Genomic DNA, 14,087 nt, shown 5'->3' on the forward strand with positions numbered 1-14,087 from the left:
GGCACCACGCTTTCTTTGCTCTAGGGTGAGGAAATTAAGTAATCCGCGACTTAGACTGCGTCGTTGTCGGTCAGATACGGGTAGGGGACCGGCTGGGCATTGGAGGCCGTGGCCGTGGAATCGGCCGGTGCTGACGGCGTGGTCGGTGCGGTTGAGGTCGGCATGTTAGCAGGCACCTTAGGCGGTGCCTGCTTTACTTTTTTGCCGGCCAGGAACGGCTCGATGGCCTCGCGCAGCATTGGCATTGCGGACTCCGCGAAGGCGTTGCTGATGTGGTGCATATCGCGGTAGACCATCGTGTTGCCGATGACCACCGGGCAGTCGCCATTTTTGTCACAGAACCAGGAAGAGGTATCCAGCGACAGCATGTTGTCGTATTGGGACAGGATTTCCGCGCCTGGATCGACCGGTGCGTAGACCTTGTCGAAGGTCATGCCGCAGCCCTTCTCGTCCTCGGTGGCGACATAGCACTCGTCGAACTCGCGGCCCTTGCCAGCATCGTCAAAGCCCCACGGGTTATCGCGCAGGCCCATAAATGGAATCTTGGCGTTTGCCAATTGCTTCCAGAACTCGGCGTAGCCTGCCGGGACGTAGTCTGGGCCTTCGCCCAGCGGGCCGGATGGGCGAGTGGTATTCGAGATGACCAGCGCCGGATCCGCATCCAGGATGCGCTCGGTGACCATCTCGCCCCACTCGTGGCATTCAGGGGTAACGGTCAGGTCTTCGCCAAGTTCAATCGGGCAACCCTGACGCAGCATTGGGATGATCTTGAAGTGCATCTCACGGCCCAGGCGGTCCAAGCCGGACATCCACTGTTCCGCGTGGGAGCCACCGACGACGTAGACCTCGGTCTTTGACTCACGGTCGCCCCACTCACATGGAGTGCCGTCGCGGCGGGCATCCGGCAGGTAATCCGCCGGCATGTCCTGCCCAATAAAGCAATAGGCCACTGCGGTTGGCGGCATGAGGCCGCCAACGAGGATCGGGTCCGGCTTGTACTCTACGTCCTTCGGCACCGGCTTATTTAGTGCGAGGGCCGTGGCACCTGGGTAGAGCTTCGGGTCGAGGTTCTCCGCATTCTCGGAGTAGATGGTGTTCATCCACAGCGGCTGAATGGAAAGCAAACCGACAACGCAGGCGCCCACGACGACGCCGCCTACTGCTCGGAATGCGCCAGCGCGCTGCTTCATTGAGGCAATTGCGCTATTGACCGGCATATCGTCCGCCGTCGGGCGCTTGCGGGCCTGGCGCAGCGGCTTCTCCAAGAAGCGGTGGGTAAGATCTGCCAGCACCAGGGAGATGGCGATGATAATGATGCCCAGCCACCATGGAGGGGTCTCCAGCTCGAGGGCCTTGGTGGACAAAATCAGAAGCGGCCAGTGCCAGAGGTAGAGCGGGTAGGCGACGTCGCCAAGCCAACGCGCCTTTTTTGAAGCCATGTGGCGGGAGATGGAACCGCCGCCGCCCAAGATGATGAGCACCGCACCACCCAACGGCAGCAGGGAGAGCGGGCCTGGATAAGCCGTGGTCTCAGCGATGATAGCGCCGGTAAACGCTAGGCACACCAGGCCGAGGCCAGTAAACAGGTTGGAAAAACGGTTAGAAATATTCCACTTCGTACCGTAAATAGCTAAAACCGCACCCAGGGTCAGCTCCCATGCGCGCGACCACGTGGAGTAGTAGTTCGCGGCCGTGCCGTAGAGGCCATCGCGGGAAGCATAGGCAAAGGACGCGACGGTAACGACGATAAGGATAGGGCCAGCAATCTGGTTGACGGTGGGGAAGCGCACCTGCTTGAGGCGCTTCGGGTCCGGCGCTGGGCGCAGTTTCATGATGGCTGCCAGAATCAGCGCAAAGGCGATGCCCATGATGTAGAACTGACCCTGTACAGCCATGGACCACATGTGCTGCAGAGGGGAGGTGCTAGCAGAAGCTGCGGTGTAGTCCGCGTTTTGGCGGGCTAGCTCCCAGTTCTGGAAATACAGCATCGTGGCCGTGATTTGCTGGGCGAGCTCTGTGCGCATCAGTTCCGGAGTAAAAATGCGAACCAAGATATAGGTGGCGCCGATGACCAACACGAGGCTGGGAACGAGGCGTCGCAAAGTGCGCCAGATTGGCCACCATGGATTCAAAGAAGCATTAGGCTTGGCCGCGTAACGCAGCTGGGAGCCTAAGAAAAAGTAGCCCGAAAGCAAAAGGAACACGTCCACGCCGCCCGAGACTCGGCCGACGAAGACGTGATAAATGACCACGAGTGCGATGGCGATGCCGCGCAGACCATCGAGGTCATAGCGGTAACGGAAGCTGCGTGGTGAATTTTCAGTCATAATTTCTCTCAGCAGGCCAATTAAGGCATACGTCTGCCCCTTAAAGGTTTTGCCTCTAGGGGAAGTGTTTGGAAGTAAATAAGGGCAAACTGGCCTGAAAGGTGTTTAGGTTAGCGGCAAATAGGTTACTCTCTCGGGCCGCGCTGTTCATAACTCCACGGGCAGTGCCGCCGAAGATTGCATAAAAGTCAAAGGAAAAGTGCCACCAGAGTTCGCCGCGGGAGGATTTCCGTTTTGGGGAGTCTGCCGCTAATATAGTCGGGGTTGTCTATAGGTAGTTGGTTCTATAGATGGACAACACTAGATAGACAACACTGCAAACTTAACATTCTGCGTAACGCCGTATACCGCCTACGGACGGCCGGCACGTCACGCGCAGGGTAAATCCAAGAGCTGAACCGGCGTGGTTTGAATCCACGCGTCTGAACTGCTCGGTGACTAGAAAAGGAGCCAATCATGGCTGTCAAGATCAAGCTGCAGCGTATGGGTAAGATCCGCAACGCTGAGTACCGCGTCATCATCGCTGATGCACGCACCCGCCGTTCCGGCAAGGCTATCGAGAACATCGGCATCTATCAGCCGAAGCAGGAGCCTTCCCTCATCCAGATCGATTCCGAGCGCGCACAGTACTGGCTGGGCGTCGGCGCACAGCCGACCGAGCCGGTTCTCGCACTGTTGAAGGTGACCGGTGACTGGCAGAAGTTCAAGGGCCTGCCAGGTGCTGAGGGCACCCTGAAGGTTGCTGAGGAGAAGCCTTCCAAGCTGGAGCTGTTCAACGCTGCACTGGCTGAGGCCAACAACGGCCCGACCATCGAGGCTATTACCGAAAAGAAGAAGAAGGCCAAGGAAGAAGCAGAGGCTAAGGCTGCTGCTGAGAAGGCTGCAGAAGAAGCTGCTGCTGCTGAGGCTGCTGCTGCAGAGTCCGAGGAGTCCGCTGAGGCTTCTGAGGAGTCCGCAGAGTAATCTCGCCGCGCTTTTGCGTAACTAGATCTTCTAATCAGATCTTCTAAAGGGCGCCTGTTACCTCCCGTAAAGGGGAACGGTAACAGGCGCCCTTTGCTTCCTTTGCTATTGCGCTTCCGGGCGCACGCTGCCTGGGTAGTTGCGATAAGGATTTTCCGGATTCTTAAAATCGGTGCCGCGGATGGAGGCGGCGAAGACGGATTTGGCGATGTCGAGCTTCATTTGCTCCGGCAGCGCGCTGAGGTGACCGCTGGTGGCGAGTACCGAAAAGCCGTGCACCGTGGCCCAAGCAGCAAGCGCGTTGACGGGAAAGTGCGTGTAATCCGCTGTGCCATCGGTGTCTATCGCGTGCTTGGCCAGTAGGTGATAGAAGCGGTGCAGCGTAGACGAGTGGCCGTCGGAAGCGCCCATGTCTAGATCGTCGTTGAATGCCCGCGGGTAATTAAAGCCGCGTCCAGACAAGATGCATTGGAAGAAGCCGTTTTCGTCCAAAGCGAAGCGGAGATAAGCCATTGCGGCGTGCATGAGCTGCTCGACGTGAATGGGGCCTGGACTTTCTTCCTGCGCGGCGAAGTCCTCGGCCTCGATCAGCGCGGCGTCGAGGCGCTTGAGGAGCTCATCAATCGAGGCGTCGGCAACCGCGCGTAGCAGTTCCTCCTGATCCGTGAAGTGGCGGTACGCTGAGGTGGGGGACACACCAATGGCGCGCGTGACTGCACGAATGCTCACCGCGTCAGGCCCATGCTTTCGGCCGAGCTCTACTGCTACACGCAACATCTCCGCGCGCAGATTTCCGTGATGATATGGCTTGGAGGTACTCATGATTTGGCTATGCTATCACCGTCTTAAGCGCTTACTATTGTTTCTCCTGTCAACATTGTGAGCAGCATAATTGCCGGTGAATCGCCGTCAGATTCCACCGCGTCAACCCGGTGTGGAACATAGGCCGGAAGGTGGATGATCTGGCCTGGCCGGAGGAGGACTTCTTTGCCTCCACACGTAAACAAGACTTCTCCGCGCAACGTTTGTACGGTAATCGGATGTGCAGCCTTGTGATCCGGCAAACTTTGGCCCGCGTTAAAGGTGAATAGGATGAGGTTGCCGCCATCGGCGCTTAACACGCGTTTGACGGCCGGGCGTGGGCGCTGCGCGTTCGGCTCCGGCGCCTCCGCCAGGAGGTCCAGGTTGAGCATTTTCTCGCCGTGATGGCTGGCATTGCCGAAGGTGGTTACGTCATTGATTGGAAGCTCTGCCACGGGCCTATCTGTCATGGGCTTCTCCTTTATCTAAAGGCGGTGGTTTCATTCTCAACGTTACCCAAAAACATCAGATTTAATAAGACTCAAGCCGTATAAAATATTGTAGTTCGTGCCGTCAGTTGGAAGCGATTAAAGTTGAGCAAATGGAACTAATGATCGGCCGTGTCATCAAATCGCACGGAATCAAAGGCGAGCTGAGCGTCGAAGCCACCACCGACGAGCCCGAAATCCGCTTCGCGGTGGGCGAAGTGCTCCATGGCCGCCAGGGAAAGAAGGAACACGATCTCACCGTCAAGGCAGTGCGCGCGCACAAGGGCCGCCTGCTCATTACCTTCGAGGAAGTAAAAGACCGAACCGCAGCCGATAGCCTGCGCGGCACCCAATTTTTTGCGCCGCCACTGGATAACCCAGACGACGAAGGTTTCTACGACCACGAGCTCGAGGGTCTGCGCGTCATCCACGAGGGGGCCGACATCGGTGAAGTCGCCGGAATTACCCATGGGCCAACCCAGTCCTTGCTAGAGGTGCGATTGGAATCTGGCAAGGAAGCCTTGATTCCCTTCGTTGAAGAAATCGTTCCCGAGGTCGACCTTGAGGAAGGCACCTGCACGATTACGCCACCGGAAGGATTGCTAGAGCTGTGAGGCTAGACGTCGTCACAATTTTCCCTGAATACCTAGACCCGCTGCGCCATGCTCTGCTGGGCAAGGCCATCGAACAAGGCAAGCTTTCGGTGGGCGTGCACGATCTGCGCGGCTGGGCCACCGATACACATAAGTCGGTGGATGATTCGCCCTTCGGTGGCGGCCCCGGCATGGTGATGAAGCCGGAGGTCTGGGGCCCTGCGCTTGACGACGTCGCCAGTGGCGCCGCGCGCACCGCGGACCTGGAATCCTCGCTCCCGCACCTCAATAAGCCGCGCCACGACGACGTCGAGGGCGTGGAGGCCACCGGCTACGAGCGGTCGGTAGGGGAGGACGGCGTTGCCGAGGATCTGTCCTTGCCGCTGCTTATCGTCCCGACGCCTGCCGGAAAACCTTTCACGCAGGCAGACGCCCAAGAGTGGTCCAATGAGGAACATATCGTCTTTGCCTGCGGGCGCTACGAGGGCATCGACCAGCGCGTCATTGACGATGCAGCGCAGCGCTACCGCGTACGCGAGGTCTCCATCGGTGACTACGTGTTGATCGGCGGGGAAGTGGCGGTGCTCGTCATGGCCGAGGCCATCGTGCGCCTCATCCCAGGAGTGCTGGGCAACAAGCGCTCTCATGAGGAAGATTCATTCTCCGATGGTTTGCTGGAGGGGCCGAGCTACACCAAACCACGCGAGTGGCGTGGGCTGGCCGTGCCTGAGGTGCTGACCTCTGGAAACCACGCGCTCGTGGATAAGTGGCGCCGCGAGCAATCCCTGCGCCGCACCTTTGAACGCCGCCCCGAGCTATTGGACGGCGTGGAGCTCGATAAAGCCGACCGCAAGTACTTGGAGCAGCTACGCAATGGAAGTTAGTACCGATCTATCTATTTTGATGACGGAGAAAGAATGGAATGACATTCTCACCCGCATGCCGCAGCAGCTGGCAGAAGGTGGCTATGAGCCGGCGAATATCAGCGCGGAGGTCATCTCCTTTACCTGCGAGCCAGACAACATCTTGGTCAACGAGTACATGTCCAAGCACGGCAGCGCACCAGTAGGCGAGAGCGTGTGGCGCGTCATCGTCAACGGCAGCTCTGACCTGCCCTTGCATAAGGTCACCGCGGCGGTGGTGGACTGTTTGCCGCCGCACACGCTGTGGTACGGGACCTCTGAGATCGGTCACACCGAGTTCGGGTTGGGCACCGCCTGCGCGTGGCAACCATAAATCTTTAGGTAGTAACTTCGGCGACGAAAATGGGGAACCTCGCCCTCTGATTAGTTGCTGCAGAATCATCTTGTGAGCTGCGGAAAAAGGAATGTTCCCCGGATTCAATCGTCGTTGGCAGCGCCCGTCTTAGCATGAGGTCATCAAAAGGAAGTCTCCTTACTTCCTTCTCTCTTTACTCGATACAAGGCAGGTGCACCGCATGTCCATCCCCAATACTTTCCCTCCGGTCAACAACGTCGCTGGTTTCCCCAATCCGGCAGATGGCTACGTGGCACCCACAGAGCAGCGCGGCGGGATATCGACCGGCTTGACGGTGGCTATTGCGGCCATCGTTGGTCTTTGCCTGGCTGCAATCGTGGCGGGCGTCATGGCGTTCATGGGCAAAATTGGCGGCTCTGATGCTGCTGCTGGTGCGGCCTCCCCAGCACTCGTCTCTCCTGCACAGGAGGCCGTCCCAGTAACTGTTACTGAGCAGCGCCCGGCCACCGTGACCGCGCAGGCGCCAGAACCCGTCGTACCCGTTGAGCGCGTTGCACAAGCTCCGTCCTACTCCTCTGGATACTCCAGCTATCGAGCGCTCACTGGCAACACCTCGCAAAGCTTTGCAGCAAATGTTTATTCATCCTTTGTAAGCAACTACGCCGCGACCGGCTCCCCGAACGCAACGCTGAAGGTTTATTCTCCGGCTACCGGCGGCAACTACTACATGTACTGCTCCGGCACGTCCTCCTCTGTCCGCTGTTCTGGAGGCGACAACGCAGCAGTTCTCATCTACTAGCACCCTGCGAGCACGTCAAAGCGTTCCGTTTCCTGGACGAGTCGCCCCGACACGAATGTGTTGGGGCGTTACTGCGTGAGGGGAAAGTAATTGAGGAGTTGGAGCGCTCATCGCTGGGATGAAAGGGCGGTGCGGTACCTTTGTTGAGTCCAGAAAATCAGCCACAAAGGTGAGGATTTCTTTTGAAGATTGCAGCTACCATCGCCGCAGAGATTGGTGTAAAGGAGTCTCAGGTTGAGACTGCTTTGACGCTTCTGGCGGAGGGAAACACTGTCCCATTCATCGCGCGTTACCGCAAAGAAGCCACTGGTGGTTTGGATGATTCGCAGTTGCGCACCATCGAGGAGCGCGCGACGTACCTGCGCGAATTGGAAGAGCGTAAAGAGGCAATTTTGGCGGCTATCGATGAGCAGGGAAAGCTCACCGACGAGCTGCGTGCCCAGATTCTCGAGTGTGAGACCAAGGCGCGTTTGGAAGACTTGTACCTGCCATACAAGAAGCGCCGCAAGACCAAGGCGGACATCGCTCGTGAGGCCGGCCTGGAAGAGTTGACGGACAAGCTCATTGAGAACCCCACGGCCAATCCAGAAGAGATGGCGGGGCAGTTCCTGACTGAAGGATTTGAAGACACCAAGAAGGCTCTCGAGGGCGCGCGTTCCATCATCATTGACCGTTTTGCTCTCGACGCCGACTTGGTCGGCGAGGTGCGCGAGCGCATGTTCAACGAGGGCACCATGGGTGCTTCCGTGGTGGCTGGCAAGGAAACCGAAGGCGCCAAGTTTAAGGACTACTTCGAGTTCTCTGAGCCTTTCGACCAGCTGCCCTCGCACCGCATCCTGGCGTTGCTGCGCGGTGAGAACGAGGGCGTTCTCCAGCTCAACCTGGATGCCGGTGAAGACGAAGTCTATGAGGGCATGATTGCCGAGCGTTTTGATCTTGCGGTTAAGGATTCCAAGTGGCTTTCCGACGCCGTGCACTGGGGCTGGCGCACGAAGCTCTACATCTCTTCTGGCCTTGATGTGCGCATGCGCCTCAAAGAAATCGCGGAGGAGGGCGCGCTCAAGGTCTTTGCTACCAACCTGCGCGACGTCTTGTTGGCGGCACCGGCGGGTCAACGCGCCACGATTGGACTGGACCCGGGCTATCGAAACGGCGTGAAGTGCGCTGTAGTTGATTCCACCGGCAAGGTTCTTGATACCGCAATTGTCTACCCGCACCAGCCACAGAACCAGTGGAGCCAGGCAGTAAACACTCTGGCCACGCTGTGTGCGAAGCACTCGGTGGACCTTATGGCTATCGGCAACGGCACCGCTTCCCGTGAGACGGAAAAGCTGGCCAACGAGATCGCTGACATGTTGAAGCAGGCCGGCGGCCAGCGCCCAACTCCGGTCGTGGTCTCTGAGTCGGGTGCTTCGGTCTACTCCGCATCCCAGCTTGCCGCGGATGAGTTCCCAGACATGGACGTCTCGCTGCGTGGTGCGGTCTCCATCGCTCGCCGCCTCCAGGATCCCCTGGCTGAGCTGGTAAAGATCGATCCGAAGGCCATCGGCGTGGGGCAGTACCAACACGACGTCAACCAGACCTCGCTGGCGCGCACCCTCGACGGCGTGGTTGAGGACGCCGTAAACGGTGTCGGCGTTGACCTAAACACCGCATCTGTTCCGCTGCTTGAGCGCGTGGCGGGCGTGAACGCCACGATCGCCACCAACATCGTGGCCTACCGTGACGAGAACGGTTCCTTCGCATCCCGCAAGGAACTCAAGAAGGTTCCGCGCTTGGGGCCGAAAGCCTTCGAGCAGGCAGCAGGCTTCCTGCGCATCAATGGCGGCGTTGACCCACTTGATTCCTCCGCCGTGCACCCGGAGGCCTACCCGGTGGTCGCCCGCATTGCGGAGTCCACGGGGCTCGGCGTGGCTGAACTTATCGGTAACTCCAGAGTGCTGCAGAAACTGCAGCCGGCAGACTTCGCTGACGATACTTTCGGTGTCCCGACTGTCACCGACATCATTGCCGAGCTGGATAAGCCTGGCCGCGACCCGCGTCCAGAGTTTAAGACCGCTACTTTCAAGGAAGGCGTGGACAAAGTCTCGGACCTGGTACCGGGCATGATCCTGGAGGGGACCGTCACCAACGTTGCGGCTTTCGGCGCCTTCGTGGACGTCGGAGTGCACCAGGACGGCCTAGTACACGTCTCCGCGATGAGCAATAAGTTCATCTCCGATCCACATGAGGTCGTGCGCTCCGGGCAGGTAGTAAAGGTCAAAGTCATGGAGGTTGACGTGCAGCGTCAGCGCATCGGCCTCTCGCTGCGCCTCGATGATGAACCAGGCCAGCCTGCACAACGCCAGGGTGGTGGCAAGCGTGGTGACAACGGCGGTAGCAGCAAAGGCGGCAACACTGGCAATGGGGCCAAGGGTGGCCGTGGAGCGCGTGGCGGCCGCGGCAATTCCGGTGGGCGTCCCGCCGGCGGCTCCATGGCGGATGCGCTGAAGAAGGCCGGCTTCGGCAACTAAATTTATTAAAAGTTGCTTCGTGGCGTGCTAGTGCAGCGCGGTGAGTTAGTGATAAGTTTGGTGAAACAAACAAAAGGGTGACCGCGGTCACCATACCTTCATGAGGGAGGGTTTCGCCTTGCACCAGAAACAAACGCCGTTCGACGCCACGCAGCCGGCTGCCCATGCCGTGCAGGAAACGGAAGCGAAGGGGTGGCATCGCATCCTGGACTGGCGCCCGCGTAGCGCACTCTCGCGGGTGCTGATCGTTTTCCTGCTGGTAGCGCCAGTCATCCTCGCAGCCACGATGATGTGGGCGATGTGGGACCCTTCCAAGTACATGCGGCAGATTGACTTGGCGGTGGTCAATGAGGACGCCGGCGTGGAAAAGCAGGGCAAATACGTCAACTACGGCGATCAAGTAGTAGAAGGCCTCCTGGAAACTGACTACCTGAACTTCGCCGAGATGAACGCTCAGGAGGCAAACGATGGGTTGTTAAAGGGCAAGTACCTGATGGTGGTGACCATCCCAAAGGTTTTCTCGGAGCAAGCGGTCACCATCATTAGCGATAAGCCGGTCAAACCGCAGATCCACTTCGCCAGCAACGACTATTACGGAACGAATGGCTCGGTGATTTCTTCGAGCCTGGTTCCGCAGGTGCAGACCAGCGTTGAAAACGCGATTTCCAAAAAGTATGCGGATCAAGTCATCGAGGGCATGGTCAAGCTCAGCGATGGCATTGGTACCGCGGCCGAAGGCGCAGGCCGTCTTGACGAGGGCGTGGGCAAGCTCCAGGCTGGCGGCGAGAAGGCTGTGACCGGCATCGACAAGCTGGATGCCGGAGCGGGCCAGCTCAACAACGGTGCGGGTCAGCTGCACGATGGCACTGGCCGGCTGGTCCAGGGCGTAAGCGAGCTTTCCACGGGCGCGGGTCGGCTTGACGACGGCGCGAATGAGTTGGCGACGGGCTCCGATAAGTTGCTGGAGGGCACGGGCAAGCTTGGCGAAGGCGCCAGCCAAATCGAAGGCGGCGTCGGCCAGCTCACCGGCATGCTCATCCCACTCCTGCAGCAAGCACAGTTAGTGGTGCCGAACCTCATCGGCTTGGTGGATGTGCTGCGCGGAATGGGAATGACGGCTCAGGCAGACCAGCTTTCCACTTTGCTGACGAAGCTGGATCCGGCAAATAGCAGCAACATGGTCTCCCAGCTGGAGAAGCTGCGTGATGGTACGCAGCAGCTGAATTACAACTTGTCCGACCCGAATTCCGAGTACCTAGGTGGCATGCTCAAGCTCAACCAGGGCACCCATCAGCTGGCGGAGGGAACCGGACAGCTGAAAAGCGGCGTGGGCGAGCTATCTACCGGCGCCGTGCAGCTGGATGAAGGTGCGGGACGCTTGGCAGAGGGCACCACGAGCCTTAAGGATGGTACCGGTCAGTTGAAGGGCGGCGGTGCCCAATTGAAAGACGGCATCGATAGGCTCAAGGATGGTTCGGGTCAGCTCGCCACGAAGCTGGGGGAGGGTGCTGAGAAGGCCCCGCATATTACCCAGCCCGACGCGACGGCACAGAATATGGCGGTGCCGATCAACTTCACCGAATCCAACGTCCATCCGGTGCAGACCGGCGTTAGCGCCGTCGACCCAACCAAGAAGGAAATCACGGGCGGCGTCTCGATGCTTCTGGTGCTCGTCTTTGGCTTCCTAGCCATGCTGCTGCTCGCTATGACCCTGCCTTATTATCTGCGTGGCATTTTGCCCGCATTCGCGGTGGTTAGCGGCATCAACTTCCTGTTGTTGCTGGGTATGGCGCTGATGTCCACGCTTATGGGCTGGCACCCGGCAAGCTGGCCGATGATGCTGGGAGTGCTCGCAGCAATCGCGATGGTGGGCGCTGCCACCTACCAGCTGCTGCTGGTGACCTTCGGGCGCAGGATTGGCGCCATCTTCTCGGTCGGCGTTTTTGCCATGGGAGTCATGGTCTTCGGCGGCGTGTGGCCCACGGCGGCCATCCCGGCACCGCTGCGTTTGCTGCATCCTTTGCACCCGATGACCTATGCTAAGAACGCCTTCACCCGCGCCACCGATGGCATTCATGATGGCACCTTCGCCGGCGGCATCATGGTCTTGTTCAGCGTCACCGTCTTGGCGGTAGCCGCCAGCTACCTCATCTTCCGCGCACGCCACCACGGCACCGCGCGCCTGCTGGACGAGCACAAGGTCATGGCAGCGACCACGGCTTAAGCGGCGTGCGCGAGCTAACCAAGCTCCCGGTGTAGGCGCTCCGCGCCGCCGGGGTAGCTGCGCAGCCGCAGTCCAAGCCCCGCGGCGAGCTCGCCATAGCGCAGCGCGAAACCGGCGCTGCGGCTGCCAGAATCACAAATTACCCAGACGGTGCCGCCAGCCGGAGCATCTAAGGAGCCCAGTGCTGCGCGCACCATCTCATCGCCGGCGGTGCCTGCCGCAATTTTGTGAAAAGGCAGAGCGTGCTGGCGCAAGTTCGCCGGCAGCGAGCTATAAAGCAGTGCGGACGGGTCACGGATGTCGAGGAAGCACTCCGCAGCTTCGCCAGCGCTAGCAGCAACGCCAGCGCTAGCAGCAACGCTGGCGTTAGAATTGAGCTCGGCATGAGCTTCCAGTGAGGTGCATAGTGCGCGCCCAGGATCGGCGCTGACGCGGAAGCTGCGCAGGCTCGCTGGGTACGCGGTGTAGCTGGATACCTGGCCCACGGTGGTGTCGATTCCGGTGAACCAGCCAATCGCGGCGGTGGCCATCAGCCCGCCGATGACGGAGGTGGTAGCTCCCAGAACACCGGCGCTGGCGCAATCGGGAAGGGCATCGGCAGTGGGAGCGGCAGGGAAGAGGTCGCGCAAACCGCAGCCGCGGCCATCCGGTGTGTTAGTGCCTGAATGCCATAGTGCTACGTCGCCGCGAAAACCCAAGACGGTGCCCCAGACCAGCGGAGTCGAGGTTGCCTCGCAGGCGTCGGCGATGAGGTACTTCGTGTCGAAGGTATCTGTGCCGTCGATGACGAGGTCTGTGTCCTGACACAGTTGCAGTGCATTGTCTGCGCTAAATTGGGCGACTTTCGCCTCGATGTGTATCTCTGGCTGTAGTTTACGGGCGCGCCGGGCGGCGACCGCGGCTTTGGGCTGGCCCACGTCATCCACGCCGAAGAGCACCTGGCGGTGGATATTGCTCAGCGCTACCTCGTCATCGTCGATGAGCGTAATGTGCCCGATACCCGCGGCGGCCAGCTGCTGCAGGACCGGGCAGCCCAATCCGCCCGCACCCACGATGAGCACGTGCGCGCGGTTAAGAGCAACCTGCGCATCTTGGCCGATTAGCACCTGTTGGCGCGCGGTGCGGGCAGACTCGAGTTCGCTAAGGCCCACTAGAGCACCTCATCGGCCCAGCTGGCAAGGCCTTCAAAGGTTGAAGAGGCTTGGGCATGCTCGCGGCGCGGGATGCGTCCTGCCTGGCGGGCATAGTGCCCGGCGGCCACCGCATGACGCATAGCGTGGGCCATGGCCACGGGGTCTTGGCAGCGGTTGATAGCGCTGGCCAGCAGAACCCCGTCGCAGCCTAGCTCCATCGCGAGGGCGGCGTCGGAGGCGGTGCCGATGCCGGCGTCGACAAGCACGGGTACATTGGCGCGCGCGGCGATGAGCTCGATGTTGTGGGGATTTAAAATTCCCAGCCCCGTGCCGATGGGCGCTCCCAGCGGCATCACGGCGGAAGCGCCCGCATCCTCCAAGCGCAGCGCCGCCACTGGGTCATCGCTGGTATAGGCCAAGACCGTAAACTCCTCTGCCACAAGGAGCTCGGTGGCGTCGATGGTTTCTACGACATCGGGAAGCAGCGTGTGCTCATCCGCAATGACTTCTACCTTGACCCAATTGGTGCCTAGCGCCTCGCGTGCCAGCTGCGCCGTGAGCACGGCATCGCGCGCGGTGCGGCAGCCCGCGGTATTCGGCAGCGGCTCAATGTTAAGCCGGCGCAGCAAGTCAAAGACGCTCTCGCCACCTGCCTGCGCGCTGTGGCGGCGCATCGCCACGGTGGTCAGCTGCGTGCCGGAGGCTACCAGCGCTTTTTCCAGCGCGTCCTGGCTGCTTGCGCCACCCGTTCCCATGATGAGCCGAGATTCAAAGCTCTTATCTGCGATTGTCAGCACTTTACTAGCCTCCCTGGATTGCAGTAAGAACATCGATGACCGCGCCTTCTTCGAGGCGGGTGTCTTTCCACGCCGAGCGTGGAACCACCGCGCCATTTATGGCCACCGCAGTGCCCGCCTCTGGTGCATTGACCTCGGCAATCAGTGCCGCCACTGTTGCTGCGGTGGTATCCATCTTCTGACCGTTGTAGGTGATTGTCATCGTGTTCCTTATATATCTGTCTCGATATG

The 14,087-nt window shown here is 59.9% G+C and carries 13 protein-coding genes; 7 read left to right on the forward strand and 6 right to left on the reverse strand.

The genetic code is table 11. The features are described from left to right. Positions 1 to 50: 50 nt before the first annotated feature. A complete protein-coding gene (locus tag HMPREF3169_RS10140) occupies positions 51 to 2,327 on the reverse strand; it encodes an acyltransferase family protein (protein ID WP_070433264.1) in 2,277 nt (758 codons plus the stop codon). Between the two features lie 456 nt (positions 2,328 to 2,783). Between HMPREF3169_RS10140 and rpsP the strand changes: the two genes are divergently transcribed. After that, complete coding sequence (rpsP, locus tag HMPREF3169_RS10145; RefSeq protein ID WP_062038405.1) at positions 2,784 to 3,290, forward strand: 30S ribosomal protein S16; 507 nt, start codon at positions 2,784 to 2,786, stop codon at positions 3,288 to 3,290. A gap of 105 nt (positions 3,291 to 3,395) precedes the next feature. Here rpsP and HMPREF3169_RS10150 read toward each other — a convergent pair whose 3' ends face one another. Together HMPREF3169_RS10150 and HMPREF3169_RS10155 are read right to left on the reverse strand one after the other, a co-directional pair. After that, on the reverse strand, positions 3,396 to 4,112 hold the full coding sequence (locus HMPREF3169_RS10150) for a TetR/AcrR family transcriptional regulator (RefSeq protein WP_070433263.1): 717 nt from the start codon (positions 4,110 to 4,112) through the stop codon (positions 3,396 to 3,398). Between the two features lie 23 nt (positions 4,113 to 4,135). Next, the gene (locus HMPREF3169_RS10155; protein WP_275436958.1) at positions 4,136 to 4,561 is read right to left on the reverse strand and encodes a cupin domain-containing protein; all 426 of its coding nucleotides are present in this window, start codon (positions 4,559 to 4,561) and stop codon (positions 4,136 to 4,138) included. A gap of 131 nt (positions 4,562 to 4,692) precedes the next feature. Between HMPREF3169_RS10155 and rimM the strand changes: the two genes are divergently transcribed. The 6 genes from rimM (at position 4,693) to HMPREF3169_RS10185 (ending at position 11,926) form a co-directional block, all read left to right on the forward strand. Continuing rightward, positions 4,693 to 5,193 (forward strand): ribosome maturation factor RimM, encoded by a 501-nt coding sequence (gene rimM / locus HMPREF3169_RS10160; RefSeq protein WP_061923255.1) that lies wholly within the window; start codon positions 4,693 to 4,695, stop codon positions 5,191 to 5,193. Beyond that, positions 5,190 to 6,056, forward strand: coding sequence for a tRNA (guanosine(37)-N1)-methyltransferase TrmD (gene trmD, locus HMPREF3169_RS10165; protein ID WP_070433262.1), 867 nt, complete (start codon positions 5,190 to 5,192; stop codon positions 6,054 to 6,056). Before rimM ends, trmD begins: the two co-directional genes overlap by 4 nt. Next, a complete protein-coding gene (locus tag HMPREF3169_RS10170) occupies positions 6,046 to 6,408 on the forward strand; it encodes a hypothetical protein (RefSeq protein ID WP_061923253.1) in 363 nt (120 codons plus the stop codon). The genes trmD and HMPREF3169_RS10170 overlap by 11 nt, the downstream gene beginning before the upstream one ends. A 202-nt stretch (positions 6,409 to 6,610) precedes the next feature. Then, positions 6,611 to 7,189 (forward strand): hypothetical protein, encoded by a 579-nt coding sequence (locus tag HMPREF3169_RS10175; RefSeq protein ID WP_070433261.1) that lies wholly within the window; start codon positions 6,611 to 6,613, stop codon positions 7,187 to 7,189. Positions 7,190 to 7,371: 182 nt separating this feature from the next. Then, positions 7,372 to 9,702 carry a Tex family protein gene (locus HMPREF3169_RS10180; protein ID WP_070433260.1) on the forward strand — a complete coding sequence of 777 codons (2,331 nt, stop codon included), beginning with the start codon at positions 7,372 to 7,374 and terminating at the stop codon, positions 9,700 to 9,702. A 118-nt stretch (positions 9,703 to 9,820) separates the two neighbouring features. Beyond that, positions 9,821 to 11,926: a YhgE/Pip family protein gene (locus HMPREF3169_RS10185; protein WP_070456702.1), complete on the forward strand. Its 2,106-nt coding sequence runs from the start codon at positions 9,821 to 9,823 to the stop codon at positions 11,924 to 11,926. Between the two features lie 14 nt (positions 11,927 to 11,940). Here HMPREF3169_RS10185 and HMPREF3169_RS10190 read toward each other — a convergent pair whose 3' ends face one another. From HMPREF3169_RS10190 to thiS, 3 genes are read right to left on the reverse strand one after another with little or no spacing between them, the layout of a single operon-like run. Then, the gene (locus HMPREF3169_RS10190) at positions 11,941 to 13,077 is read right to left on the reverse strand and encodes a ThiF family adenylyltransferase (protein ID WP_070456389.1); all 1,137 of its coding nucleotides are present in this window, start codon (positions 13,075 to 13,077) and stop codon (positions 11,941 to 11,943) included. Then, the gene (locus HMPREF3169_RS10195) at positions 13,077 to 13,856 is read right to left on the reverse strand and encodes a thiazole synthase (protein ID WP_070456391.1); all 780 of its coding nucleotides are present in this window, start codon (positions 13,854 to 13,856) and stop codon (positions 13,077 to 13,079) included. The genes HMPREF3169_RS10190 and HMPREF3169_RS10195 overlap by 1 nt, the downstream gene beginning before the upstream one ends. A 4-nt stretch (positions 13,857 to 13,860) precedes the next feature. Continuing rightward, positions 13,861 to 14,058 (reverse strand): sulfur carrier protein ThiS, encoded by a 198-nt coding sequence (gene thiS, locus HMPREF3169_RS10200; protein ID WP_070456393.1) that lies wholly within the window; start codon positions 14,056 to 14,058, stop codon positions 13,861 to 13,863. Positions 14,059 to 14,087: the final 29 nt, after the last annotated feature.

The sequence above is a fragment of the Corynebacterium sp. HMSC08C04 genome (assembly GCF_001807495.1).
Taxonomy (GTDB): domain Bacteria; phylum Actinomycetota; class Actinomycetes; order Mycobacteriales; family Mycobacteriaceae; genus Corynebacterium; species Corynebacterium simulans.

What these genes read in the sequence shown, in the direction of transcription:
- rpsP (WP_062038405.1), top strand. Translation starts at nt 2,784, where the DNA reads ATGGCTGTCAAGATCAAGCTGCAGCGTATGGGTAAGATCCGCAACGCT.
- HMPREF3169_RS10175 (WP_070433261.1), top strand. Translation starts at nt 6,611, where the DNA reads ATGTCCATCCCCAATACTTTCCCTCCGGTCAACAACGTCGCTGGTTTC.
- HMPREF3169_RS10140 (WP_070433264.1), bottom strand. Translation starts at nt 2,327, where the DNA reads ATGACTGAAAATTCACCACGCAGCTTCCGTTACCGCTATGACCTCGAT.
- thiS (WP_070456393.1), bottom strand. Translation starts at nt 14,058, where the DNA reads ATGACAATCACCTACAACGGTCAGAAGATGGATACCACCGCAGCAACA.
- rimM (WP_061923255.1), top strand. Translation starts at nt 4,693, where the DNA reads ATGGAACTAATGATCGGCCGTGTCATCAAATCGCACGGAATCAAAGGC.
- HMPREF3169_RS10170 (WP_061923253.1), top strand. Translation starts at nt 6,046, where the DNA reads ATGGAAGTTAGTACCGATCTATCTATTTTGATGACGGAGAAAGAATGG.
- HMPREF3169_RS10155 (WP_275436958.1), bottom strand. Translation starts at nt 4,561, where the DNA reads ATGACAGATAGGCCCGTGGCAGAGCTTCCAATCAATGACGTAACCACC.
- HMPREF3169_RS10150 (WP_070433263.1), bottom strand. Translation starts at nt 4,112, where the DNA reads ATGAGTACCTCCAAGCCATATCATCACGGAAATCTGCGCGCGGAGATG.